The organism is Paenibacillus agaridevorans (assembly GCF_003112455.1).
GTDB lineage: Bacteria > Bacillota > Bacilli > Paenibacillales > Paenibacillaceae > Pristimantibacillus > Pristimantibacillus agaridevorans.
In genome coordinates, this window is record NZ_BDQX01000317.1 from 46,936 (window position 1) to 72,017 (window position 25,082).

A 25,082-nucleotide genomic window follows, 5' to 3' on the forward strand; every position below is an offset into this window, starting at 1 on the left:
TCATGACCATACTCATCCCCTCTTACGAGCCTGACGAGCGGCTGATCGCCCTTGTTCGCAAGCTCAAGCAAGTTAGCGAGGACGACATCCTGATCGTGGACGACGGCAGCGGCGAGGCATACAAAAATATCTTTGACTCCGCATCGGCAGTCGGCTGCACCGTGCTGACACATCGGAGCAACCTGGGCAAGGGCAGTGCGCTTAAGACCGGCTTCGACTATGTGAGGCAGCTAGGCGATGGCGACGCCGTCGTTTGCGCAGACAGCGACGGCCAGCATCTGCCAGGCGACATAATAAGAGTCGCGGCGGCGATCCGCGATCGGCGAGGGCATATCGTGCTGGGCAGCAGACAATTTACGGGCAAAGTCCCGCTACGCAGCCGCATTGGCAATACAGCTACCCGCATGGTGTTTAAGCTGGCGACCGGCCAGCCCATCCAGGATACGCAGACCGGCCTGAGAGGATATTCGCCGGATCTGCTGGACTGGCTATGCCAATTGCCCGGAGACCGATTCGAATACGAAATGAACATGCTTCTGGAAGCACCAGGCGCAGGCTACGAGCTTGTGGAGATGCCCATCGACACCGTCTATCTGGATGAAAATAAATCATCGCACTTCCGCCCGATCGCCGACTCCGTTCGCGTCTACATGCCGTTCTTAAGGTTCTGCGCATCGTCCGGTCTCGCTACCGTCCTAGATTTTGCCTTGCTGCTTCTGTTGCAGTGGCTGACCGCTAATCTGCTTTTCTCCGTGGTAGGCGCCCGCGTGTTCAGCTCTCTGATCAATTATGCGATCAATCGACGATTTGTGTTCTCCAGTAGCTCAGGCCATGCAGCGGCCATGCGGAAGTCCATGCCCCGTTACTATACGCTGGCTGCGGTCATAATCGCCCTTAACTATGGCATGCTCCACTTGCTCCACGAGAATGTCGGCATCTCGCTCGTAGCAGCCAAGCTTGTCACAGAAGTATCCTTGTTCGCGCTGAGCTATTGGGCGCAGCGAAAGTTCGTGTATGAATAACGCTCCTATATAGCAAGAAAGGCGAGGACATCCCTTGGACGTCCTCGCCTTTCTTCGTGCGCGCGGGAATTGAATTGCCGCTGTTTTGTCTATTCCAGGTTAGCGTGCTGCCTGAACATCGCCCCGGTGCCTTGCGCCAGCTTCTCCATAAGCCGCAAAATCACCGCGTCGAACTGAATCAGCAACGTCTGCTCGAACAGCGAGCCCATGGGTTGCCTGGTGACGCCATCATCGCCCGGCTTTTCCTTGGACACGCCCGGCAGCTTTACAATCAGGTCCGCCAGACGTCCGATCGGGGAATCCGGAGCCAGCGTCAGCGCCGCTACGGAAGCCCGCAGCCGCTTCGCCTTCTCCGCCATGGCGACGAGAGTGCGGGTCTCGCCGGAGCCCGACCCGATAATTAGCACGTCGCCTTCCGAAATTCCCGGAGTAATCGTCTCTCCCACGACGTAAGCGTCGATGCCCAGATGCATGAGACGCATCGCGAATGCTTTGGCCATCAAGCCGGAGCGGCCCGCGCCCGCCAAGAACACGCGCCGCGACGCCAGAATCGCTTCGGCAAGCCGCTCCTCTTGCCCGCCATCGAGCTGTGCCGCGGCAAGCCGCAGCTCTTCGATGATATCGACGGCGTACGCCTTCTTCGAGGCCACGGTTAGGCTCCTTGCTCGATGAGCTGGCGCATCTCCGCCGCGGCTGCCTGCTTATCCGCTTGTCCGGTAATACCGCCGCCGACGATGACGAGATCCGGGTTCGCTTTGATGACTTCGGGAAGCGTGCTTAATTTGATGCCCCCGGCGATCGCCGTTTTGGCATGTTTGACGGCGGATTTGATGGTGAGCAGATCCGCGAACGAATTTTGACCCACGGCTTGGAGATCATATCCCGTATGCACGCAGATGTAGTCGACGCCGAGCGCATCCACTTCCCGGGCACGGCCCGCGAGATCCTTAACCGCGATCATGTCCACCAGAATTTGTTTGCCTTGCTTGCGCGCTTCTTCGACGGCGCCCTTGATCGTCATATCTTCGGATGCGCCAAGCACGGTCACGATGTCGGCTCCCGCCTCCGAAGCCTTCATCACTTCATAGCCCGCTGCATCCATGACCTTCAGATCGGCGAGCACTCTCAGATGAGGGAACGCCTCCTTGATTTCCTTCACCGCGCGCAACCCCTCGTTAATGACGACGGGCGTGCCGATCTCCACGATATCTATATAGGCTTCGACTTCCTTCACCAGTTGTTTGGCCTGCGGAATATCGACCAGATCCAATGCCAATTGCAATTCCATGTACAAGTCACTCCTCGCGTTTATCTTAATAAGTGTGGACCACGCAACTTATTGTATGACGACGGGGAAGACTTGAACAGTACGCACTATTCGGTGACGTAGTTCCCAATTGTATACCAACAGCGTCAATCAAGGTGAAACGGCTACGCCGACCTTTGGCGGCGGAGGGCGTTGCATTCCGACTTTGCCGGGGCTGTACATGGCATGGCCGAAAATCGGCCTCTCTGCACATTTGTGCATTTCTCCCCAATTTTTTAAACAAATGGAACCCCAGCACAGCAAATTGTACGAAAATACACAAATTCTCGCTTCATATCTTCGTTCGGGACCTTTTTGAACCAAAATTTGTGGATATATGTACAAATGTACGATTAGATTGCCCCTACCCATCTTAATTGTGTATATTCGCTCAATTGTTCTACCGTTTGTAAAAATATCCAAGGGCTCACACTAGCACCAGTACTCCAGTGCCTATCATGGGAACAAGACCTCTAACGAGTCGTTAGAGGATCCATTGCTTATCAATGATCGCTCGAGGTTGGCGAAGCCTCCTTATCCACCCGTTCTTGATGCTTCAGCCCCCAGTCGGCCAGCAGATGAAGCACCTCCCCCATCGTCCCTCCGTATGGGGTCAAGGAATATTCGACCTTCGGAGGCACCTGCATAAAGACCTCCCGATGAATAATGCCGTCTTCCTCCAATTCGCGGAGTTGCTGGGTCAACATCTTCTGAGTAATGTCCGGCATGCCCCGTCTTAATTCGCCGAATCGCCTGGCGCCGTCCATCAGATGGCATAATATGACCAGCTTCCATTTGCCTCCGATCACCTTTAGCGTCGTCTCGACGGAGTCCTTAAACAACTGATCGCCCATAATGTCGCTCCTTCCACCGTTCGTCGCAAGCTATCGCCGCCAAGCGACGATAGGCAGCCTGTTTGCCAGAATCGTCCTTCCATGATAGCCGACTCGTCCCGCAATCACAACAGCCCACAGACAGATCCCGAGGACGAGGCTAGCGAAGTACACGATGGCAAGTCGCCCCTGGGCAATGGAATAACAACGGGCAGTCCGCAGGCCGATGAGTCGACCGTGCGGAACTGCCCGTTTCGATTGATTTGCTCTTGCCCTATCGCGTCGCCAACCCCAGCTTCTTCGCAAAATACGCAAAAGCCTTCTCGGAGCAGACTGGACCGATCGCCTGGCCCACCTCTGCCTTCGCTTCTTCCACCGACAGCTGCCGGACATCGCCGAGAACCGATCGTATCCACGAATCCGACGTCTGGTAACACATGCTGCTCCAGCTCTCCTTCTGCTTGGCCGAGCCGGTAATGACGATGTAGCCGCCGCTTTGAAGTTCGTTCAGCGCCTTGTCGTACTCCTTCTTATCCTCTTTGGCATCGAGTCCCGCTTCCTTCCGCAATTGACGGGAGTCCGTATTGCCTTGCTCGCTCAAAATCCCGTAAATCCGATGAGCGGCCCGCGACATGGAGCCGGCTTCGAAGAGATCGCGGACGGACTGGTTGCCGGTTAGAATCGTCCTGACCGCGGGATACAAAGCGCTGTCGATAAACGAAGCCTTTGTCCCGAAGAACCTGCCGTATGCGGCCACGCCTTCCTGAGCGATCCGAATGCGCCAAAGCCAGGGATCGGTAGCCTGTTCCGTATGCCAGGCGCTGTCTTCGGTAACGACGGTCAGCGCCGGATGCTCGGGAGCCAGCTCCGCGAAAGGAAATATCTTATATTTTTTTACAAGCTGCACGAATTCCTCATATTCCGTTATCTTCATCTCTAAGCGCCCCTATGCAAACAGACTGATCAAATTGCCGTCCGGGTCCTGCACGATGGCATAACGTTGTCCCCATACCGCATCCCACGGCTCGCGATGTCCGCCGTAACCGCTCTCCACGATTCGTTGATACAGCTCGTCCACCTCTTGCGCGTTCCCGCAAAGAAATGCAAGCTCGATACGATGGCCCGCGGGCTCTGTCCAACCGCCATAGATATCCGCTATCATCTCTTGTTTGTCGAACGCCAAGCGGACGCCGTCCTGCGCCTCGACCTCTACATGCATATCGCTATCCTTGTTCTCCGGGATGCTGAGGCCCAGCAAGCGGTAGAAGGCAAGCGCCCTGCCCATATCCTTCGTCACGATGCCTACCATATCCAATCGAATGCCCATCCGTTCATTCCCCTTTCGCTGCATTCCGTATTACTGACGCATAATCATTGTCGCCAGTTCTACACCGATCATACCTCAATTCCAGCCGGCATAATAGGAAAAAACGGACATGTTCATTCCTTCGCCCACACTTGCCCCGGCGGTAACCCGTAATATCGTTTGAAAGTCTTGATGAGATGGGACTGGTCGTAATAACCGTATTTCGCTGCAAGATCGGCGTAGCTCATCCTGGCTCCCGCACCCCCATAAATCTCCCGCAGCATGCTCTGGAACCGGATAATGCCAAGTATCTCCTTCGGACCGACGCCAATCTCCCGTTCGAAAACCCTACGCAGATGGCGTTCGCTGAAGCCCAGCTTGTCCGCAAGCTGGGCAGGGGACAATATGCCTTTGTAGTCGTACATATAGTTTAACCCGTTATAAAGCAAGCCGGGCATCGGGACATCCAAGCGAGAAAGCAGTCCCGAAAGCCGGATTTCTGCAAGTTCGATCAGCTGCGATACATCCTTGGCGTACAGCAGTTCCTCCGACAGGAAAAGACCCTCGGCTCCCCACATGTCGTACAGATACACCCGCTCCGAGGCAAAAGCCGAGACCGGAACGCGAAGAATGGAGCGAGCGGACTCCGTATACATGCGAATGCCAAAGGAGGATTGCTCCGAGGCGAGATCGATAACGAGGCAGTTCGTCATCAGACCCGTGACGAAGGCGGCATGGCTGGCGGAGGACGCCCTGCGATCCACGATAATATCGACGCAGCCGTCGGGAATAATCCGATGGGGCTGGCTCCCCGATCGCGCGTCGAAATCCACCGTCCAATAACAAGCCACATGGGGCTCCAAGAAAGCGCTCGGCGCGTACTCCCGATAGCTGTAGCCGGAATGCTGCCTCTCGCTTCGCAAAGTCGGCGACTGTACGGGGCGGAACAAGTTTGACATGCAGCGGAGGCCTCCCTGCTTTTTAGAATCGTCGTTACTAGCGTAACATAGTGTCGCCATGCAAGGAAACGTCCGGCAGTACTCCCTATGCGCCTATGCCTCGCGGGAACCGAGCCTGCGCTTGCACCTCCAGGCCGCCACGCGCCAAAAGCCCGTCCGAATGTTCGGATGGGCTTTGCGCTCCCTTGCAGAAGCGGCGGGCTGCGCAAGAAATTACTTTGCTGCAGCTGCGGACGTTCTTACTTGCTCGCTCGCTTTCAGCGCTTCTTTCAGGCTGATTTTACCTAGTTTGCTACCGTTTTTTTTGTCGTAGCTCGGAGGCATGATGACCATGGATTTCACCTCCTTTCGAGATTTTAGGCTTTCCCGGCAACATGGACTTACTTCCGTTCGCCTGCCTTCAAATAAGCCCAAAGATCGGCAAACGCTGTCTCGTAAACGACTTCGCGGCCGTTGCCGCCTTCGCGTTCCCCGACGTACTTCGCAAACTTGGCATACAGCCGGTTCAGATACGTTTGATTGGCAAGCACATAAAATCGCACCAATCGAACTCCGCGATTATCGCTCTCTACCTTCCTGACCCAATCCCCGAATCCGCGGTAGAAGATCCAACTGCTTCGATAAGGTTCGGCCAATATCGCGGAATCGATAAAAACCGTTTCTCCATCGCTCTCGTAGCGATATTGAAGGTAGGCCGCGAGCTCGCCCTGTTCGTTCTCGTACAGCATAAAGCGGCTGTCTTGAAGCGTCGTCATGAGATGCGCGATTGTCTCCAGCAGCGAAAGCTGCCGATCGAACTGATAGCTCTCGGCGATGTAGAACTTCGCGAATCGCGCATAATCGGAGTCCGTCTCGCAGTTTTTCGCGTACAGCCGCTTTGACATGCTATTTCCTCCATTTGGTTGCAAGATCAGGAAACGATCGGCCGGGACGCGAACCGACCGAGATATGCCTTTAGTTGTGCCAAGGTGACCCGATAGGCGTACAAATCGCCGGCAGCCGTGCCCGATACGCTTGTCCTCTCCGCGAACTTCCCGAACAGTCGTGCCAAATAGGCATCCTGCTTCGTCCAGAAAACAAGCTCCGCAACCTCTTCCGTCTCTTCTTCGAGATACTCGGTTAGAAACTGCAAACCTCGCAAAAAAACCGGCGTCCTCCGGCATTCCTCTACCAAATAAGCAACCTGCAGCTGCAAGATATGGCGATCCTCGTAATCGCCTTCTCCCGTCCCGCGAATGTAGCCCAAAGCGCCTACGGCTTCTCCCTCGTCGTCCAGACAGAGAATGCACCGCGAATCTTCCATCAGCAGCGGGCTTGCTATAAAGTTAAACGAAACGGGGAAGGAATATGGCATGCCGAGCCCCTCGTAGTGACTGAGCAGAAAGTCCAAATATTTTCTGTGGTACATGTGGCTCGCGCTCACGGAAAAAGTATAGTACATAGAAACGCCGCCTCCATGCTTTTGACATTATTTTAATACGTTTCCACCGTTTTGCCTATTTACTTTTGTAAGTTTTCCCGAAAGATTGTCGAAATCGCGGAAAATCGCTCTCATGACAAAACGGACGACATCGTTAGTCCGATGTCGTCCGTCCTATGATGCTCGCTGAGGGAGCACGATGTTAGTTCTTCTTGACGAATTCCGACTTCAGCTTCATGGCGCCGAAGCCGTCAATCTTGCAGTCGATGTCATGATCGCCGTCAATGAGCCGAATGTTCTTTACCTTCGTGCCTATCTTTACGACAAGCGATGTGCCTTTGACCTTCAAGTCCTTAATGACGGTGACGGAATCGCCATCCTTAAGCACGTTTCCGTTCGAATCCTTGACGATTTTCTCTTCTTCGCCGCTCCCGTCCGCGTCGTTCGGGTTCCATTCGTGGGCGCATTCCGGACAAACAAGCAAGCTTCCGTCCTCGTACGTATAAGGCGAATCGCACTGTGGACAATGGGGTAACGTAGACATAATTCAAAAACTCTCCATTCATTTAAGTTAATTAATTGTCTCTTCGTCGATCATCGAGATGCCTTTTAAGGCAACGCCCTCATCCGGCGTCTCCACCATCTCTCAAAGCTCTTTCAGCGAACCGACCAGGTGTTGCGAGATGTCCATCTTCTCCATCTTGATCTCCTTTATCATATCTTTCGGAGAAATGACCTTCGTTCCATGCTACCGCATATCGAAGATCGCTTTCAACCCAATATTCATCATCGAGCCGCAGGCACGGTTGGCTTCATAGTAGCCTTGGTTCCGAAGCAAAGTGCCGTATAGGCCGCTGGATGCGGCAAGGCTTTCCTCTTGAGCCATGGCTCCGTTCAAGAACCCGCCTCCGGGATTCTTGGCGCTGGCAAAGTTCAGCACCCCGATTTTATCGGTTGCCCGACACCGCCATTTGACTCGTTGCCTTGACCGTAGCCTCATTGGCCACGGCATAATGAGCGCTATGCTTCCCTGCCGAGACCGGAAGATTCTGTACCAGAACAGCGCCTTGCTCGGGCGTAATCAGACGGCTGCCTTTCTCGGACCGTTGCTGCGCATCCGCTATCTCAATCTTCCGCCCCCCATGCTCGTAGAAACCACATTGCTGAATATCGACCGTTTCCTGGGCTATTTTTCTGCGATTCATTTCGTCACTTCCTTCCGGCCCAACAGAATGTCTCGGACCTCCATAAGTGCAAACCCAAGCAAATTCGTCCCCCTCCATTGCAGGGGGTCCTTTGCCTTGGGATCGTCCTGCATTAAACCGATTCCCCAAATCCGGTCGTAGGGACTCGCCTCGACGATAATGCGTTCTCCGGTTGCTTTCAAAAAATTGCCCAGCTCCGGATGCTGAGAGAACTTGGCTTCGTTGGCTTGCTTGACGATGCCGTAGCAGCGATCCTCCCATACCTGGCCATCGAAGCCGCTTACCCTGCGTCCAAACTCCTTCATCACCTTGGGATTGCCAGTACGTAGAATTGTCGCAAGGGAGGCTTCGTCATGGAATAACCGCGCCTTCTCCGCCATCATGTATTGCTCCGCGCAGCTGTACCTGCTCCCTTCAATGACGAATGGACTCTTCCACCATTGACTCAAACAACTCTTATCGACCTGTTCTCCTTGCTGCGTATGGCCCCAGAAGAACAGAAAATCGAACTTTCGTCCCTTCGAGCATGACTGGCGCAAAGAATCGATATCATAAATCATGAATAACCCTCCCTTGTAACGCATGGCTACCTGCAAAACAAGCCGCTTCCGAATAGTCATTGATAACGCTTTTTTGATATTATCAATTTAATAATATAAATATAACAGGATCAACTCCCATACACAAGGTCATTTTTGATTATAGGTAAGTGTCCCGGCTGAAGCTGTCCCTCCGTGACGCGGCACACTTAAATGAAAAAACTTCTATCGTAATTCTTCGAGAATGAGCGATTGCGTTTAATGGTTGTATTAGTCGTCAAAACGAAACCCGCCAGCTCGGCTTACGACTGGCGGGTTCCGTCTTCTGCTGCTATTTACTCTCGCGGCAGCTCGCCGATGATTCCGGCATAATCGACGCGTCTTTTCTCCCAGACTTCTTTGCGAGGCTCGGGTTCGCGCCCGTCAAGCAGCGCTTCGACGACGTCGAGACAAACATGCCAGCCTGCAAGATCACGATGCGAGTGATCCGTAATCTTCGTTATTTTCTCAATAAGGAGAAGACGGCAGCCATCCTCTTCGGGGTAGAGCTCGAAGCGCACACGATCCTCGCCCCACGTATATTCCAGCACGGACTGCCGTTTCACTTCCAGAATAGCCATCTCTTCGAACGTGCCATCCCCCATGTCGAACTTAATGACGCTTCCCTCCCGGAGTTCTTCGACATGCAGCTCCGAGAACCACTTCTTCAGCTTGTCATTTTCGGTCAGATACGCCCATACCTTCTCGACTGGATGCTTCAGCTTGCGCTCGAACCTGGCCTCGTATCCTTCTTCGGTTTGTTTGACAACGGCTAACATCGTTTGCCTCCTCTTCGCTATAGCGGCTTCTTGTCGTCCTGCTCCAACGCCATCTCCAGCTCGTCCAGCTTGTCGCTCCAGAACCTCTGGTACGGCGCAAACCAATCATGGACTTGCCGCAGCGGCCCTGGATTCACCCGGTAGATGTGCTGCTTCGCTTCCTTCCTCGCCGTAACCAGCCCCGCTTCCCGCAATATTCTCAGATGCTTGGATATACCCGGCTGGCTAAGGGGCAGCAGCTCCACCAGCTCTCCGACGGATCTTTCACGAACGAGCATCAAATCCAGCATCGTCCTCCTATGCGGCTCCGCCAACACTTCAAATAGTTTGTCGCTGTTCATACAAACATATTACTATTCAGTTATATTTCCGTCAAGTTATGCGTTTGCCCTGCCACTCGCCCCGCCTCCTTCCTGTGCTACAATGAACGAAAGGAGCTGATAGCATGGATATTCTGCGCCTAATGGCCGAAGAGAAAATCAAGGAGGCTATTCGCCGAGGCGAGTTCGATAATCTTCCCGGCGCGGGCAAGCCGCTCCCGCCTGACGACATGGAAGTAGTCCCCGAGGACTTGCGGGTCAGCTACCGACTGCTGAAGAATGCCGGCATCGTGCCGGAAGAGATCCAGCTGCGCAAGGAAATGGTGACGCTCGGCGACCTCCTTGCTGCTTGCCGGAACGATTCCGAACGCGAGAAGCTAGAGCGGGAATTGTCACTTAAGAAGCTCCGCTACCAATCGCTGATGTCCGAGCGCGGCTGGCAGGCATCCGGCGCCTTCGCGGAATACGAAACCAAGGTGCAGCAGAAATTGACGGAGAACGAGTCCGAATAGAACCGATAACGACTGCGGCTTCGCCCCCGATAACAGAGTGCGAAGCCGCTGGATCATTACCCTTATATAACTTCCTTCCTTCTAGCCAACAGCCCATACAAGATGATCCCCGAGGCCGCGCTTAACGCCGCGCATAGCGCGATCACGCCGTAGCCGGCCTGAAGGCCCCGGAACAGCCCCTCTTGCGTCTCCGCGCCTACCATTCCCTTAACAAGCTCGATGACGCCTCCGATCAAATAGTTGCCCAGCACGCTCCCGACGCCCATAACCGTCACCGTGAACGTAATGGCCATGTCGCTCTCGCGAGGGTACCTGCGCGCAATAAACGCCATAACCGTAGGATAGATCATCGCAATGCCTACCCCGCCCGCAGCAAAGAAGAACGCAAGCTTTTCCCCGCCGAAGATGGCGACGAACGTGCATGCCGCAGAGAACGACGAGAACAGGATCAGCGACACCGTAAAGCCGATTCGGTCTGTCAGCGGTCCTAGCAGCAGCCTTGCCAGCGCAAAACAAAGGAAAAACGCGGACAGCATGCCCGATGCGCTGACCGTGTCCCAGCCGTAAGCCTTCTCCAGGAAGTTAACCAGCCAGCCTCCGACCGCCAGTTCCGATACGACCCCGAAGGTAAGCACGCAGATCATGAGCCAGAGAACCGGGTCCCTCATAAGCCGCTTTAACGGAATACGTTCCTCATGCCGAACCTCGTCGCCCGGGAAAGTCGTAAACATGGCGATGGCCAGCGGTATGACAGAGAGCAGCAGGACAACGAGGTACATCCCGCGCCAATCCAGCGTGTGGCCATTAACGGTCACCGCCATCAACCCGGTCGCCATTAGAGGCGCGACCGTCGAAGCGAGTCCATAGAAGCCGTGCGTCAGGTTCATCATCGTCCCCGTATTTTTGACGAAGATGCGCGCCCCCAGAATAGCCAGGCCGATCTCCAGCATCCCGTTGCCGATGTACATCAGGAAGTAAGAAGCCGAGAATGCAGGATAATATTGCGAGCCGAAAATAAATACGCCCGACGCCGCCATTACCGCGAATGCCGCAACCGTAACCCATCTGATTCCCCATAATCGGGTCAAATAGGCGGTAAACGTACAGGCGAGCAAATAGCCGAGCGAATTAAGCGCCAATAAGGTGCCGAGTTGCGATTCATTAAGCAGGAAGTCGAATTGAATGCGCGGTATGGCCGGCCCTTTAATATTTTCCGAAAAACCGAAGATAACAAAGCCAATAAAAATCGTTGCGAGCTGCATGACATAAATCTTGTTGTATTTTCTCTTGCTCTTGCCGCTGCTGTTGGTGCCCTCCACGTTGTCCCTTCTCCCGTTGTTTATCTTCTCTCTATGGTTGGAGCAAAATGACTGGGCTTGCCCCTGCTGCCCCTAAAATAAGTAGCGTTGATGCCCTTTTGCTTTATACGACCCGGCGCCTTCCAGCCGAAGCAGCGTTTCCTTGATGGCGAGCCCGCCGCGGAAGCCCGTAAGCGTGTTGTTCTTCCCGATAACTCGGTGGCAAGGAACGACGATGGGCACGGGGTTGGCGCCATTGGCGGCGCCGACGGCCCGCACGGCCTTCCCTCTGCCGATCGCGATAGCGATATCGGAGTAGCTCCGAGTCTCTCCAAAAGGAATTCGGACGAGTTCGCGCCAGACGTCATTCTGAAATTCGGTGCCCCGGAAATCCACCGGAACCGTAAATGCCTTGCGTTCGCCTTCAAGATACTCCTTCAATTGCGTGCAATAGGGACGCAATTGTTCCATGCTTTGGACCAGTTGGGCATCCGCCACTCGTTTCTTAACAGAAGCAACCAAATATTCGAACGGCTCATGCGGAAAGGTGATCTGGCACAAGCCTTCCTCCGTCGCCGCTACATAGATCGGCTGATCCCCGAATGCGGGATGGATAAACATATCCCAATACACGCTCGTACGTTGTCTCGATTGCGATGTCATGCCACCATCTCCTCTGCTCGATAGGATATATCCTTTAACGTCCGATTAACCCACAATACCAGCTAATAAACATCCAAGCAAGAAGAGAGACTTATATTTGTCCGCATGGGGGTTGGATTGGCTAACGGAACGGCGCGGCGCGTTTCCAATTGCAAAAAAGTGCAATTGCAGGGGATAGCTCATACGCTTACAATATGCGCGTAATCATGTAATCAATAGTCTTTATAGGGGTGAAGTGATGCAACATACAGTTAACGTCTTTCTAGCAGGAGATTCCACGGTACAAACCTATGAGCCGGAGCATGCGCCGCAGGCGGGCTGGGGCCAATATATCGCCGAATATTTTACGAAGGAGGTTCGCTTTGCGAACCGCGCAATTGGCGGCAGAAGCTCGAAGACGTTCGTCGAGGAAGGAAGGCTGCAGACCATTCTGGAAGAGATCGGCAAGGGTGATTATTTGTTCGTCCAGATGGGTCACAACGATTCCACGAAGAGCAGGCCGGAGCGTTATACCGAACCTTTCTCGACTTATACATCTTATTTAAAGATGTACATCGATGGCGCCCGGAGCCGGGGGGCCATCCCCGTGCTGATCACGCCGGTCGGCCGGCTGCACTATGAAAACGGAGAGTTCTTAAACGATTTTCCGGACTACTGCATGGCTATGAAGCAGCTTGCTGCCGAAGAGAATGTCCTCCTCGCCGATCTGATGACGGAAAGCCTGGCTTATTACTCTTCTGTCGGCTACGAGGAGACAAAGTCGTTTTTTATGGTTTCCGTCAACGGGACCGACCACACCCATTTCACCGAAATCGGGGCACGCCGAATGGCGAAGCTCTTAGCGGATCAACTGAAGAGCTTGCGGATCCTGCCCCGTGTATACGCTGCTGCCGATACCAACTGATCCCTCCAATTATTTCATGGAAAGAACCACTTTGATCAGATATACTTTACAAGCACAGGCGGGATAGATTTCTGCCCGCGCTTGAAAGCGGTTCCCTATAATTGATTCGGAACGGAGGGAGTTCATGCTCCAGCGAATGGGCGGCTACGCGAGAACGGGAAGAAAGAATAGAAGCTTTTACCGAAAAAGCTTTACTTGGTTCTTATTCGCCGCAAGCGTACCGGGGTTGATCATCGCCCTAGCGACATACGGATTCGCGGTAGGGCCGATGCAAAAGAACATCAGCGACCTGCACCAGAATCAGATTAAGGAACGCGCGCAGAACATCGACGACCAGTTCGGATCCGTGGAGCTGGACATCTCCCATTGGGCGTTTAATCCACGATTCGGATCCGGCTTGAAGGATATGAATTTCATCTATGAATTCAGAGAAACCTACGATATTACGAAGACGTTATTTATGCTGCAAGGCTCCCACCCGCTCATCAATCAAGTGCAGCTCTACATTAACGGACACAATACGGTGCTGTTCCAGCCCGAGTTCTATAAGCTGAGCGACCGCGTTCAGATTGACGGCTTTGAGCGGATCATAGCGGAGGGAACCAATATTTATTGGACGGATTGGCTGCCTGCCGCCGAAGGGAATGCGCAGGACGCGGACACTCCAATCGTGCTGGTCCACAAAATTCCGGGCGACAGCAGCACGCCATTTGGCGTACTCGTCACTGAGCTTAAGCGGGAGAAGGTCTTGAACCTGCTAAAGACCATGACTCCCTACAACCAAGGCTTCACCATGCTTCTAGACAAGAAAGGCGAGGTGCTTGTCGCCGACCATGCCGAAGAAACGGCAGTCAACGAGCGTCTTCGCGCGGAAGTGCTGGGCCGGGAGGAGCCGTCCGGCACCTTCCTGTTCAACCGGGACGACGTCACGTATTCCGTATCCTACGGGAAGCTGACCCGCCTGTCCACGGAGTGGACGTATATTTCGGCTACGCCGATCACGACCATCACGTCCTCCGTGGTGAAGCTCTCCAACACGATCTTCCTCGTCAGCGCATCGGGACTGGTCCTGGCGCTGCTGCTCTCTTGGCTTGCTTCCCGGCGGGTCTATCTGCCGGTCGAACGGCTGCTGAACAGCCTTAAGTGGCATAAGGGCGAAGATCTTGCCCGTGGCATGGACGAATTTCAATTTTTGGAGAACCAGTGGAACCAGCTGCACGACGAAAGCTTGAATCTCCGCAATCGGCTCGACGAACAACGGACCCATGTCCGTTCGGGCTTCCTGCTTCAATTGCTGCAAGGACATCTCGCTTCCTACACGGAGAAGGACTTGAAGAGCAGAATGAAGCTCTACGGCTGGGATACCGACGACCATCAATTCCGAATTCTGCATATCCAGCTGACGGGGTACGACATTCTGACCGAGCGGTTCTCGCAAGGGGACGAAAGTCTCGTGACCTTCACGGCCTCCAATATTATCGAGGAGCTTGCCGCTCAGCACTTCGAGCAGTTCAGCGTCATGAACTTCCATGACTTGACGGTAGCGGTGCTCGTCATGTATCCGGACGGAGAGCCCATCGGCGAACGGATTCAATCGCTGGGGACAGAAATTACGAAAGCCATCAACGGCATTATCCATATGCAAGTCACGATTACGTTCAGCGGAGCGATGGAGAGGATTCAGCTCATTCCCGACATGTATATGGAAGTGGAGCGCGCGACGGGCTACCGCAAATTCGTCAATCAGAATCAGTTGATCGATATGGAGCAATTGACCGCCCATGCGGACGGCAGCGAGTTCCATTACCCGTTCGCGCTGGAACGGGACATCGTCCATGCGATGAGAGCGAGCGACAAGGAGGAAGCGGAGCGGCTGATTACCTTGTTCCTGGAGGAGGTGCTGTCCGCCCGCGGCACCGAAATTTTGGTCCAGCAAAGCATGCTGCAGCTGTTCGCGACGATCCAGCACGCCATTCTGCAGTCCGGCCTAAGTCCCCATCAGCTGTTCGGCGGAGAGAATATGTTCGGCCAGCTTTCGCAAATCCGCGAGCCGGAGAAGATGCTGGGCTGGATGAAGCGGAAAGTCATTCTGCCTTTCATCGACGAGAGGGACGCCAGAGCCAATATCGAGCTCAAGCGGCTCGTGGAGTCGACGATCGACTATATCCACGCCCATTACGCGTCGGATCTTTCGCTTGAGCAATGCGCGGATTTGGCCGGGACGAACAGCTATACGCTCAGCAAATATTTCAAGCAATTCATGGGCATCAATTTCATTGATTACGTAACGGAGCTGAGGATCGATAAAGCCAAGACGTTGTTGCGCGAGACCGATCTCAAAATCAATGACATCGCCGGCGAGGTCGGCTATCAGCAGCGCTACTTCAACCGCATCTTCAAGAAGCAGGTCGGCCTTACGCCGGGGCAGTTCAGAGAGCAGACGGAAGGCTGACAACAAGAGAGTACCACTCCGGCAACAAAGTTCCATACCTTCGAAAAAGCCTTGATAATCAAGGCTTTTCTTATGCAAAAATGTGAAATTGATTGTCTTTCGCCATGGAGCGATACTGGGAAATGTAAGCGATGACATCTTGGCGCAATCGATACAGAAAGGGTGAGTGAATGAACACGGCGCTTCCTTCCGATTCCAAAATATCCATGACGCGGGGCAACCCCAAACGGAGACGCTGGCTGTCGAGGCTGAAAAAAGACAAATGGTTGTACCTCTTGTTGCTTCCGGGGTTGCTATACTTCCTAGTGTTCAAATATTTGCCCATGTGGGGCGTGCTTATCGCCTTCCAGAACTACCAGCCGTTTCTGGGCTTCTGGAACAGCGAATGGGTTGGATTCGAGCACTTCCGCAATTTTTTCGCCAATCCCGACTTCTTCCGGCTCCTGCGGAACACGCTGATCCTGGCCGTATACGATCTGATCTTCTTCTTCCCGGCGCCCATTATTCTGGCGTTATTATTGAACGAAGTGAGATTGGCCTATTTCAAAAGAATCGTTCAAACGCTCGTCTACGTGCCGCACTTCGTCTCCATGGTCATCGTGGCCAGTATGACCTACGTGTTCCTGACCACGTCGGGCGGCATCATCAACGAGCTCGTCGCCTCGATTACGGGCAAATCGATCAACTTTCTGGCGGATCCGTCCTGGTTCCGGCCCATGATCATCCTTCAGATGATGTGGAAGGATTCCGGCTGGGGCACGATCATCTTCCTGGCCGCGCTCGCCTCCGTCGACATGGAGCAATACGAAGCGGCGGTCGTCGACGGCGCGAACCGCTTCCAGCGTCTGATCTATATTACGATTCCCGCCATCAGCAGCACGATCGTCATCTTGTTGATCCTGCGGCTGGGAAGCTTCCTGGACAACGGCTTCGAGCAAATTTTCCTGATGACCAACTCGCTCAACCGGTCCGTCGCGGACGTCTTCGATACGTACGTCTATTTCGTCGGCATCACGCAAGGAGCCTTCAGCTATAGCACCGCCATCGGCTTGTTCAAGTCGGTCGTCGGCATTCTGCTCATCTACGGCAGCAACCGTCTCGCCAAGCGATTCGGACAAGAAGGCATATTCTAGGGCGGAGAGGAGGAGACAAGAATGAACAGCAAGCACGACTCGCTCGGAGAGAAATTGTTCGACGGCTTTAATTACCTGCTTCTCGGCCTACTGTCGCTCGTGACGGTATTGCCGTTCGTCTACATTATCGCCGGCTCCTTCGCAACGGAAGTGGAGCTGATGGAACGCGAATTCTTTATCTTCCCGAGGGATCCGTCGATCGCGGCGTTTCAATACATTTTCTCGACGGATACGATTAGCCGCAGCTTGATCAACTCGGTCATCATTACGATCGCCGGCACGCTGGCCAATCTGGCGTTTACCTTCACGATGGCCTATTCGCTCTCCCGCAAAGATTTAATGGGACGCAACGTCATCATGAACCTCGTAATCTTCTCGATGCTCTTCAGCGGCGGCATGATCCCGGGTTATCTCGTCGTGAAGGAGCTCGGGCTGCTGGATTCCTATGCCGCGGTCATTCTGCCCGGCGCCATCAGCGCGTTTAACATGATCATTATCAAAAACTTCTTCCAGCAGCTTCCTCCCGGCTTGGAGGAATCGGCCCGGATCGACGGCTGTACCGACCTCGGCGTCCTATGGCGCATCGCGCTGCCGCTGTCGAAACCCATTATCGCCACGTTCGGCCTGTTCTACGCGGTCGGCCACTGGAACAACTTTTTCTCGGCGCTTCTGTTCCTGAACGATCACACCAAGTGGCCGCTCCAGGTCATCCTGCGGGAGATCGTCATGCTGTCGCAGCTCGCCGCGGGCGATATGGGCGCCATGGATCCCAATTTCATCGAGCCGCCGGATCAATCCGTCAAGATGGCCGTCATCGTCGTCGGCACGCTGCCGATCCTGCTGGTCTATCCGTTCCTGCAGAAGCATTTCGCCAAGGGCGTGCTCTTGGGCTCCATCAAAGGCTAGATGAGCGCATTCGCGTGAAATCTATAGAAAGCAACCATTCAATAACGAGGAGGGTTATCAATGAAACAGAAAGCAACCGGTTTGAAAAAAAGCTTGGCATTACTCGCCCTGTCTTCGGTTATGGCCATATCGGCCTGTTCCGGCGGGAACGGGGGATCGAACGGCCAATCGGAGAGCGCTCCGCCGCAAAGCACGAACGCCAATTCCGAAGGCAACGGGAACGCAAAGGAAGAACCGTTCAAGATCAGCATCATGATGCAATCCTTCGATACCAACCTGCCGAAAGCCGACAGCCCGGTCATCAAGAAGCTGGAGGAGTACACCAACACCGACCTGGACATTCAATTCGTGCCGAACAGCTCCTATCCGGACAAAGTCAACATTACGCTCGCCTCCGGCCAGCTGCCTACGATCATGGTCGTGGACAAATCGCCAAGCTTCATCAGTTCGGCCCGCGCCGGCGCGTTTTGGGAGGTGGGTCCTTACCTGAAGGATTACCCGAACCTTAGCCAAGCCAACGACATCGTGCTGAACAACTCCTCCATCGACGGCAAAAATTACGGCGTCTACCGGGGCCGCGTGCTGGGCCGGATGGGCGTGACTCTTAATCAGGTTTGGATGGAAAATCTCGGATTGCAGCCTCCGAAGACGATCGACGAGTTCTACAACGTGCTGAAGGCTTTTAAGGAAAACGATCCCGATCAAAACGGCAAGGACGATACGTACGGCGTCGTCATCACGAAATACGCGGGACCTTGGGACATTATGCAGGTCTGGTTCGGGGCTCCGAACGGCTGGGGCGACGACGGAAGCGGCAATTTGGTGCCGACGCACATGACGCCGGAATACCGGGAGGCGCTGCAGTTTTTCCGCAAGCTGTATGAGGAAGGACTTGTTAACGAGGATTTCGCCGTCATGGATTCCGCCGTGTGGAACGATCCCTTCGTAAACGGAAAAGCCGGCGCCTTTGTGGACGTGGCGGATAATGCTCGCCGCCTCAATAGCCCGATGCAGGAAAAGGCGCCAAGAGACAGCTCCTACACCAACGTCTACCAAGCGCCGGTCGGGCCGAAGGGCCATCGGGATATGCCGACAACCGGTTATGCCGGCATGCTCGCGATATCGAAATCCGCCGTCAAGACGGAGGAGGAATTGAAGAAGGTTCTGACTTTCATTGACAAGCTGAGCGACGTGGAGATGCAGGATCTGCTCGGCTACGGCATGGAAGGCGTTCACTACGACATGGTGGACGGCTATATCGCGCCGAAGGAGAATCTGGATGCCAGTCTCATTCAGCAATACAACGGTTTGAACCAAATGCTGACGTTCATCGGTCCGGTCGGGGCAACGCTGGAGCAAACGGATATCAACAAAATGATCGCGGAGGTGCAAGCGGCCAACGAAAGCATCGTCGTCGCCAACCCGGCGCAGCCGCTGGTCTCCGAGGTGTACGCGCAGAAGGGACAGCAGCTTGACAACATCATCGCGGATGCCCGCATCCAATACATCGTCGGCCAAATAGACGACGCGGGCCTCGACAAGGCCATCGAGCTGTGGAAGACGACAGGCGGAAACGATTATATCGCGGAAATCAACAAGCTCCACAAGGAATCCCAGCAATAAAAATGACGATGGACAGTGCCGCGAGCAACTCGCCGCACTGTCCATTGCTACATCGGAGGCGAATCGGCATGAGCCAGCAAGATAGAATTCCCGTTCTAGTCCGTCAATTGGACATTAGTCAGGCAGGGCTGCGCAACAAAATGCTGCTCGGCGATCTGGACGGAGACGGCCGCATGGAAATCGTCATGGTCCAGCCCGACGGGGGCATCGATGACCGGTACGTACCCCATCAGGTCCAATGCTTGACCGCTTTCGATCTCGACGGCCGCCTCCTGTGGCAGGTCGGAACGCCCGATCCCAATTGCGGGGGACCGGGCTCGGATTATCCGGCGCAGCTCTACGATATTGACGGCGACGGCTGCTGCGAGGTGCTGTGCGTCATGAACAAGCGCTTCTTCATCCTGGACGGTCGTACCGGTCAGGAGAAACGTTCCTTCGGACTGCCCTCGGAGCTCGCGCATGATTGCATCATCCTGGCTAATCTCAGCGGCGGGGCCTATCCCTCGGATATTATTCTGAAGGATCGGTACCGAACGTTATGGGCGCTTGATCGCGAGCTCAACCTCTTATGGACGTACACAGGCAACCCCGGCCACTTCCCTTGGGTATTCGATGCCGACGGGGACGGCCGCGACGAAGTCATGGCGGGTTACGACCTGCTGGATCATGACGGCAAGAAGCTTTGGTCGGCACGGAATCTGGAGGACCACGCGGATTGCATATGGGTCGGCGACGTTCTGGGCAGAGGAGATGTACAGATCGTCATTGGCGGGAGCGTAACCGTCATGTATGACGGCCAGGGCAAGGAGCTATGGCGTTATGAAGGGTCGATCGAATCCCAGCACATTGCGCTTGGCAAATTCAGGAGCGACCTGCCGGGACTGCAGATTGCCGGTCTCGACCGGATTAGGCGCGGGGACACGGGCGAGGCATTCTCCGAAAGCGGCAAGGACGGCCTGTTTTTGCTGGATTCCCAAGGCGCGGAAGTGTGGAAGGAAGACCGGCAGACCAGCGGCTGGCTGACCATCATCGAGACGCTCTCCCGTTGGGATGACGGGCCGCTGGATTATATATTGGCCTACCGCCGGGGAGGCGGCGTCCCGCCAACGCTGTATGACGGCCATATGGAAGCCGTAGTCGAGTTCCCGGCCGACGGCTATGTCGCGCACGCGGACTTGGCAGGGTCGGGGCGGGAGCAGGTGTTGGTCTATAACCATTCTACGGCCTGGATTTATGCCAGCATGCCGATGGGGCTGACTCCACGTCGGCCGGGAGAGCCATTGCCCCAGCCCAAACGTCTGTACAGCTCTACGCTATATCCTGGCGGAGAGTACCGCTGAGGAAGGGGGCATGGGCAATGGACGATCGGGACGACGCCGAGCTTGGGGAGCTGCTCTATGCCAACCCGCTGGGTTGCGCCGAAGACATCGCGGACTTCGTCATGGAGGGCGACGGGATGGCCAGCTTCCCGCTTGGAAGGCTTCGGCTCGAGAGCAGGCGGGACCCGAAGGATGGGCAAGCCGCCAATATCGTGTACTGGTGCAGGGAGCACTTCCAGGGCGACATCGCCATCCGATGGAAGTTCTGGCCCATTCGCCAGCCCGGGCTGTGCATCCTGTCCGCCGCAGGGAGAGGCGGCGAGGACCTGTTCGACCCCGCTCTGCGTCCCAGAAGCGGCGAGTATGACCAGTATCATAGCGGGGACTTGAACGCTTATCATATTTCTTATTTCCGCAGGAGCTATGCCGAAGAACGCCGCTTTCAGACCTGCAATCTGCGCAAAAGCCATGGCTTCCATCTCGTGGCGCAAGGCGCGGACCCGCTTCCTTCTATCGCGGATTGCGATCCGCCTTACCGTATGCAGGTGACGAAGCGCAGCTCCCTGATCCGGTTTTACATTGATGAGCTTCTGATATTTCAATTTCTTGACGATGGGGTGACGTACGGTCCCGTGCTGGAGCGCGGCCTGCTCGGCTTCCGGCAGATGGCGCCCATGATTGCGGAATATTCCGAGCTGGAAGTGTACCGGCTGCAAAGGAGCGATATGGAATGACAGGTAACAGCGGCAAACTAGCCTTGTCGTGGCTTGAAGGGCGGCCCGCCCTGCCTGCGGGCGTCGTCTGGGGCGCGCCCTGGAAGCAAGGCGAGCTGGATCGCCGCACGCCTATCAGGCTGCGCGGTCTGCAAGGCGCCAACGTGGCTATGCAAAGCTGGCCAACGGCCTATTGGCCGGACGGCAGCGTGAAATGGACGGCTCATGCGGCATCGCTTCAAGAGGATCGGGAGGACGGATATATACTGGAGCAGGGACAAAGCTCTCCCCTTGCGCCTGCCGAAAGAATCGTCATACGGAAAACGGCGGAGCATATCGAGGTGGACACCGGCGCCATCGTCTGCCGGGCGAATCGTTCGGGGCCCTCCGTGATCCAAGAGATGCGGATCGGCGAAAGAACGGTATGCTCGGACGGCAGGCTGGTTGGCATGCGCGAGGAGCATCATGCCGTCTCGGGCCATAGAACCGTCGTGGAAGAGCCGATGAACAGCGTCGTCGAGCATGCAGCCGTGGAACAGAGCGGCCCCATTCGCGCGGTTATTGCCATACGGGGCCGCCATCAATTATCGATAAGCAGCCGCAGGTGGCTCCCGTTCACGCTGAGACTCGTCTTCTATGCCGGGCAGCGTTCGATTTCCATCGTTCATACCTTCCTCTATGACGGCAACCCCCATCAGGACTATATTAAGAGCTTGGGCATTACTTTCTTCGTTCCGATGAAAGGCCCGTTATATAACCGTCATGTCCGCCTTGCCGGGGACACGGGCTGGTTCGGAGAGTCCCCCAAGGGACTCATGACATTCCGCTTGCCGGAGAGGCAGCGCGAGCTGTACGAGCTTCAAGCCGCGGGATTACCGATTGCCCTTGACCCTGCGCAGGATGCCGAACTGCCGAGTCTCCTTGCGGATTCGCCGGAATGGGGAGATTTCAAGCTGGTCCAGTCGTCCTCCGACAGCTATGACATCCTGAAGCGGACGAAGGAAGGCTGCAGCTGGATCCGTTCCGTATCCGGCAGAAGAGCCGCCGGACTGTTATATGCCGGCGGGGACTATGGAGGACTGGCGATCGGCGTCCGCCGCTTCTGGGAGAAGCACCCTTCCGCTCTGGAAGCGAAAGGACTAACGGGAGACGAGGCGAACCTCACCTTCTGGTTTTGGTCGCCGGACGCCCCGGCCATGGATCTGCGGCACTACGATACCGATACGCACGTCGTCTCCTGCTACGAAGGAGCGGATGAGCTTCGCAGCACGCCTTACGGCATTGGCAACACTTCCGAGCTGACGCTTTGGTGCTGCGAGTCTACGCCGAATCGCGATATGCTAGATGCCATGGTACGGATAAAGGATTCTCCGCCTCTGTTGGTCTGCGAGCCCACGCGCTACCGGGAAACACGCGCACTGGGGTCCTGGAGTCTGCCGAATCGCTCCACGCCCGTGAAGTCCCAGCTGGAAGACACGCTGGATGGCTTGATCTCCTTCTACCAGGAGGAGATCGAGCAGCGCCGCTGGTACGGCTTCTGGGACTACGGCGACGTCATGCACAGCTACGACCCCGTGCGGCACACTTGGAAATACGATATCGGAGGCTGCGCCTGGCAGAATACGGAGCTCGCTCCGAACATCTGGCTGTGGTATATGTTCCTCCGCTCCGGCCGGGGCGATATCTTCCGTCTGGCGGAAGCGATGACCCGCCATACGAGCGAGGTCGACCTCTACCACATCGGCGAATACGCGGGGCTTGGCTCCAGGCACAACGTGCTCCACTTCGGCTGCGGCTGCAAGGAGGCGCGAATCGGCATGGCGGGGCTGCATAAGTTTTATTATTATTTGACGGCGGACGAGCGGATCGGCGATATCATGGACGAGGTCAAGGATTCCGATTACGCGACGCTTCGGCTCGACCCCATGCGGTCTTATTTCGCCAAGGACGAATTCCCGACGCATACCCGAAGCGGACCGGATTGGGCGGCGTTCTGCTCCAACTGGCTCGTCCAGTGGGAGCGGTACGAAGACGCTGCCTACCGCGACAAGATGCTGCGCGGCATCGCGAGCTTGAAAGCCATGCCCAACCGACTGCTGACCGGTCCCGTTTTCGGGTACGAGCCGAAGACCGGCGAGCTCCTGTTCATGGGCCATGAAAATTACGGCCACCACCTCATGATCTGCATGGGCGGGGCGCAGGTCTGGGCGGAGATGGCCCATCTGCTGCAAGATCCGGACTGGGACGCCATGCTGGCCGAATACGGGGAATTCTACAATTTGCCGAAGGAAGAGAAGATCCGCCGTTCAGGCGGCACGCTGCAGGGCAAGGATTGGAACATCCCCATGCTGTCGACCGCCATGATGGCTTTCGCGGCCCGCCGGACGGGGAACGGCGAGCTTGCCAGGCAGGCATGGGAGTATCTGCTGGGCAGCCCTTACAATTGGAGCGTGGAAATCCCGCTCGAGACGCGGGAAGTGCCCCGCCAGTCGTTTGTCCGGGAGATTACCGAAATACCTTGGATCTCCACGAACACGGTCTCGCAATGGTCTATTAATACAATCGTCTGTCTGGAACTCATCGGGGACGAAGTGCCCGAATCCATTGCCGAGCATAAGGAGGAGAATCTAACATGATGCAGATGGAGCATTTGGACCGGGGACTGGTCGCCATGTGCTCGTCCGAAGGCGTCTTCCTCAGCTGGAGGTTGCTGACGAGCGAAGCCACGGGGCATGGCGAACGCGGTCTGACCGGCACGGACTTCCATGTCTATCGAGACGGTGCCCTGTTGGCTGCCGTGAACGACAGCACCAATTATCTCGACCGCGGCGGAAGCGCGGCATCGGAATACGAGGTTTGCGCGGTTGTAGACGGTCGCGAGACGGAGCGCGGCGAGACCGTTAAGCCCTGGCGGGACAATTATTATGAATTGCCGCTCCGTAAACCCGCGGACGGCGTTACGCCAAGGGGAGAAACCTACACCTACTCCGCCAACGACATGAGCGTCGGAGATGTCGACGGCGACGGGCAATATGAGTTTTTCGTGAAATGGGATCCTTCCAATGCCAAGGACAATTCGCATTCGGGCTACACCGGGCCCGTCTATATCGATTGTTACAAGCTGGACGGGACGCTGCTGTACCGCATCGATCTCGGAGTCAACATACGAGCCGGCGCGCATTATACGCAGTTCCTCGTCTTCGACTTCGACGGCGACGGCCGCGCGGAGCTGATGATGAAGACGGCTCCCGGCACGAAGACGGTACGCTACGAAGGACAGGATAACAGAACCGCGGAGACGTACATCACCATGCCCGAAGAGGATCTCGCCGCCGGCTATAGCCACCAGGACGATTACCGAATGAGCAGCTCGGACTACTATGCTCATATCGTAGCGCTGTTCATGCGCTGGCATCGGCACGAAGAGGTGACGGACGGCCATTGGCCGGCTACCTTGGAGGCATGCTTCGGCATCGAGGAACAGTACGATTATCCCTTGACCCGCGAGGATGCGGAAAAGCTGGCGGATTATATGATGGATGTCTACGCGCCCGGCCGAAGCAGCCGCAACGCGCTGCGGGGAATCGAAGGCTTCGTGCTGGACGGCCCTGAATATTTGACCGTATTCCGCGGCGGGACGGGTGAAGAATTGCAGACCGTCCGTTACAAGCCCGGCCGGCATGACGACGGGCTGATGTGGGGCGATTATGCGTGGAATCGCATCGAGCCCGGCAACCGGGTCGACCGTTTCCTCGCCGGCGTTGCCTATTTGGACGGCGAGAAGCCGTCCGCCATCTTCGCGAGAGGCTACTACACGAGGTCGACGGTCGT

At 55.7% G+C, this 25,082-nt stretch carries 27 protein-coding genes; 11 read left to right on the plus strand and 16 right to left on the minus strand.

Features of this window, described 5'->3' with window-relative positions; all coding sequences use genetic code 11:
- The first annotated feature begins 2 nt into the window (after positions 1 to 2).
- Positions 3 to 1,022 carry a bifunctional glycosyltransferase family 2/GtrA family protein gene (locus tag PAT3040_RS25535; RefSeq protein WP_108994902.1) on the plus strand — a complete coding sequence of 340 codons (1,020 nt, stop codon included), beginning with the start codon at positions 3 to 5 and terminating at the stop codon, positions 1,020 to 1,022.
- A gap of 89 nt (positions 1,023 to 1,111) precedes the next feature.
- Here the strand turns inward: PAT3040_RS25535 and hxlB are convergent, their stop codons facing one another.
- The 14 genes from hxlB to PAT3040_RS25600 form a co-directional block, all read right to left on the minus strand.
- Entirely contained in the window at positions 1,112 to 1,672 is a 561-nt protein-coding gene (gene hxlB, locus PAT3040_RS25540; RefSeq protein WP_181376827.1) for a 6-phospho-3-hexuloisomerase, read from the minus strand.
- A gap of 2 nt (positions 1,673 to 1,674) precedes the next feature.
- Positions 1,675 to 2,310, minus strand: a complete 636-nt coding sequence (gene hxlA, locus PAT3040_RS25545) for a 3-hexulose-6-phosphate synthase (RefSeq protein ID WP_087568114.1) — start codon at positions 2,308 to 2,310, stop codon at positions 1,675 to 1,677.
- Positions 2,311 to 2,831: 521 nt separating this feature from the next.
- Positions 2,832 to 3,182: a winged helix-turn-helix transcriptional regulator gene (locus PAT3040_RS25550; RefSeq protein WP_087568113.1), complete on the minus strand. Its 351-nt coding sequence runs from the start codon at positions 3,180 to 3,182 to the stop codon at positions 2,832 to 2,834.
- 253 nt (positions 3,183 to 3,435) lie between these two features.
- Entirely contained in the window at positions 3,436 to 4,095 is a 660-nt protein-coding gene (locus PAT3040_RS25555) for an AlkZ-related protein (protein ID WP_108994903.1), read from the minus strand.
- A gap of 12 nt (positions 4,096 to 4,107) precedes the next feature.
- Positions 4,108 to 4,488 carry a VOC family protein gene (locus PAT3040_RS25560; RefSeq protein ID WP_108994904.1) on the minus strand — a complete coding sequence of 127 codons (381 nt, stop codon included), beginning with the start codon at positions 4,486 to 4,488 and terminating at the stop codon, positions 4,108 to 4,110.
- 113 nt (positions 4,489 to 4,601) lie between these two features.
- The gene (locus PAT3040_RS25565; RefSeq protein ID WP_181376828.1) at positions 4,602 to 5,426 is read right to left on the minus strand and encodes a helix-turn-helix transcriptional regulator; all 825 of its coding nucleotides are present in this window, start codon (positions 5,424 to 5,426) and stop codon (positions 4,602 to 4,604) included.
- A gap of 380 nt (positions 5,427 to 5,806) precedes the next feature.
- A complete protein-coding gene (locus PAT3040_RS25570) occupies positions 5,807 to 6,310 on the minus strand; it encodes a hypothetical protein (protein ID WP_108994906.1) in 504 nt (167 codons plus the stop codon).
- 26 nt (positions 6,311 to 6,336) lie between these two features.
- Complete coding sequence (locus tag PAT3040_RS25575) at positions 6,337 to 6,867, minus strand: hypothetical protein (protein WP_108994907.1); 531 nt, start codon at positions 6,865 to 6,867, stop codon at positions 6,337 to 6,339.
- Between the two features lie 181 nt (positions 6,868 to 7,048).
- A complete protein-coding gene (locus tag PAT3040_RS25580; protein WP_108994908.1) occupies positions 7,049 to 7,390 on the minus strand; it encodes a zinc ribbon domain-containing protein YjdM in 342 nt (113 codons plus the stop codon).
- Positions 7,391 to 7,594: 204 nt separating this feature from the next.
- A complete protein-coding gene (locus tag PAT3040_RS39020) occupies positions 7,595 to 7,744 on the minus strand; it encodes a poly(ADP-ribose) glycohydrolase domain-containing protein (protein ID WP_258235152.1) in 150 nt (49 codons plus the stop codon).
- A gap of 49 nt (positions 7,745 to 7,793) precedes the next feature.
- The gene (locus tag PAT3040_RS36545; protein WP_146200552.1) at positions 7,794 to 8,051 is read right to left on the minus strand and encodes a poly(ADP-ribose) glycohydrolase domain-containing protein; all 258 of its coding nucleotides are present in this window, start codon (positions 8,049 to 8,051) and stop codon (positions 7,794 to 7,796) included.
- The gene (gene ybiA / locus PAT3040_RS25590; RefSeq protein WP_108994910.1) at positions 8,048 to 8,611 is read right to left on the minus strand and encodes a riboflavin biosynthesis intermediates N-glycosidase; all 564 of its coding nucleotides are present in this window, start codon (positions 8,609 to 8,611) and stop codon (positions 8,048 to 8,050) included. The genes PAT3040_RS36545 and ybiA overlap by 4 nt, the downstream gene beginning before the upstream one ends.
- A 314-nt stretch (positions 8,612 to 8,925) precedes the next feature.
- Positions 8,926 to 9,408 (minus strand): SRPBCC family protein, encoded by a 483-nt coding sequence (locus PAT3040_RS25595; RefSeq protein WP_108994911.1) that lies wholly within the window; start codon positions 9,406 to 9,408, stop codon positions 8,926 to 8,928.
- A gap of 17 nt (positions 9,409 to 9,425) precedes the next feature.
- Entirely contained in the window at positions 9,426 to 9,749 is a 324-nt protein-coding gene (locus PAT3040_RS25600; protein ID WP_087568105.1) for an ArsR/SmtB family transcription factor, read from the minus strand.
- Positions 9,750 to 9,853: 104 nt separating this feature from the next.
- Here PAT3040_RS25600 and PAT3040_RS25605 point away from each other — a divergent pair, with 104 nt between their 5' ends.
- A complete protein-coding gene (locus tag PAT3040_RS25605; protein WP_108994912.1) occupies positions 9,854 to 10,240 on the plus strand; it encodes a DnaJ family domain-containing protein in 387 nt (128 codons plus the stop codon).
- Positions 10,241 to 10,302: 62 nt separating this feature from the next.
- Here the strand turns inward: PAT3040_RS25605 and PAT3040_RS25610 are convergent, their stop codons facing one another.
- Both PAT3040_RS25610 and PAT3040_RS25615 read right to left on the minus strand, forming a co-directional pair.
- Positions 10,303 to 11,502 carry an MFS transporter gene (locus PAT3040_RS25610; RefSeq protein ID WP_087568280.1) on the minus strand — a complete coding sequence of 400 codons (1,200 nt, stop codon included), beginning with the start codon at positions 11,500 to 11,502 and terminating at the stop codon, positions 10,303 to 10,305.
- A gap of 129 nt (positions 11,503 to 11,631) precedes the next feature.
- The gene (locus tag PAT3040_RS25615) at positions 11,632 to 12,201 is read right to left on the minus strand and encodes a methylated-DNA--[protein]-cysteine S-methyltransferase (RefSeq protein WP_108994913.1); all 570 of its coding nucleotides are present in this window, start codon (positions 12,199 to 12,201) and stop codon (positions 11,632 to 11,634) included.
- 238 nt (positions 12,202 to 12,439) lie between these two features.
- On the opposite strand from PAT3040_RS25615, the gene PAT3040_RS25620 reads away from it, so the two are divergent.
- The 9 genes from PAT3040_RS25620 to PAT3040_RS39025 form a co-directional block, all read left to right on the plus strand.
- Positions 12,440 to 13,105 carry a rhamnogalacturonan acetylesterase gene (locus PAT3040_RS25620; protein ID WP_108994914.1) on the plus strand — a complete coding sequence of 222 codons (666 nt, stop codon included), beginning with the start codon at positions 12,440 to 12,442 and terminating at the stop codon, positions 13,103 to 13,105.
- Positions 13,106 to 13,229: 124 nt separating this feature from the next.
- Positions 13,230 to 15,557, plus strand: coding sequence for an AraC family transcriptional regulator (locus PAT3040_RS25625; RefSeq protein ID WP_108994915.1), 2,328 nt, complete (start codon positions 13,230 to 13,232; stop codon positions 15,555 to 15,557).
- A 206-nt stretch (positions 15,558 to 15,763) separates the two neighbouring features.
- Positions 15,764 to 16,690, plus strand: a complete 927-nt coding sequence (locus PAT3040_RS25630; protein WP_246608902.1) for an ABC transporter permease — start codon at positions 15,764 to 15,766, stop codon at positions 16,688 to 16,690.
- A gap of 21 nt (positions 16,691 to 16,711) precedes the next feature.
- Positions 16,712 to 17,596, plus strand: coding sequence for a carbohydrate ABC transporter permease (locus PAT3040_RS25635; protein ID WP_087568099.1), 885 nt, complete (start codon positions 16,712 to 16,714; stop codon positions 17,594 to 17,596).
- Positions 17,597 to 17,656: 60 nt separating this feature from the next.
- A complete protein-coding gene (locus PAT3040_RS25640; RefSeq protein WP_108994916.1) occupies positions 17,657 to 19,219 on the plus strand; it encodes an extracellular solute-binding protein in 1,563 nt (520 codons plus the stop codon).
- A 68-nt stretch (positions 19,220 to 19,287) separates the two neighbouring features.
- Positions 19,288 to 20,559, plus strand: a complete 1,272-nt coding sequence (locus PAT3040_RS25645; RefSeq protein ID WP_108994917.1) for a hypothetical protein — start codon at positions 19,288 to 19,290, stop codon at positions 20,557 to 20,559.
- Positions 20,560 to 20,576: 17 nt separating this feature from the next.
- Positions 20,577 to 21,272 carry a DUF1961 family protein gene (locus tag PAT3040_RS25650; RefSeq protein WP_108994918.1) on the plus strand — a complete coding sequence of 232 codons (696 nt, stop codon included), beginning with the start codon at positions 20,577 to 20,579 and terminating at the stop codon, positions 21,270 to 21,272.
- The gene (locus PAT3040_RS25655) at positions 21,269 to 23,887 is read left to right on the plus strand and encodes an exo-rhamnogalacturonan lyase family protein (RefSeq protein ID WP_108994919.1); all 2,619 of its coding nucleotides are present in this window, start codon (positions 21,269 to 21,271) and stop codon (positions 23,885 to 23,887) included. Before PAT3040_RS25650 ends, PAT3040_RS25655 begins: the two co-directional genes overlap by 4 nt.
- A partial coding sequence (locus PAT3040_RS39025) for a rhamnogalacturonan lyase family protein (RefSeq protein WP_444980825.1) occupies positions 23,884 to 25,082 on the plus strand: 1,199 nt, incomplete at its 3' end. The genes PAT3040_RS25655 and PAT3040_RS39025, both read left to right, overlap by 4 nt.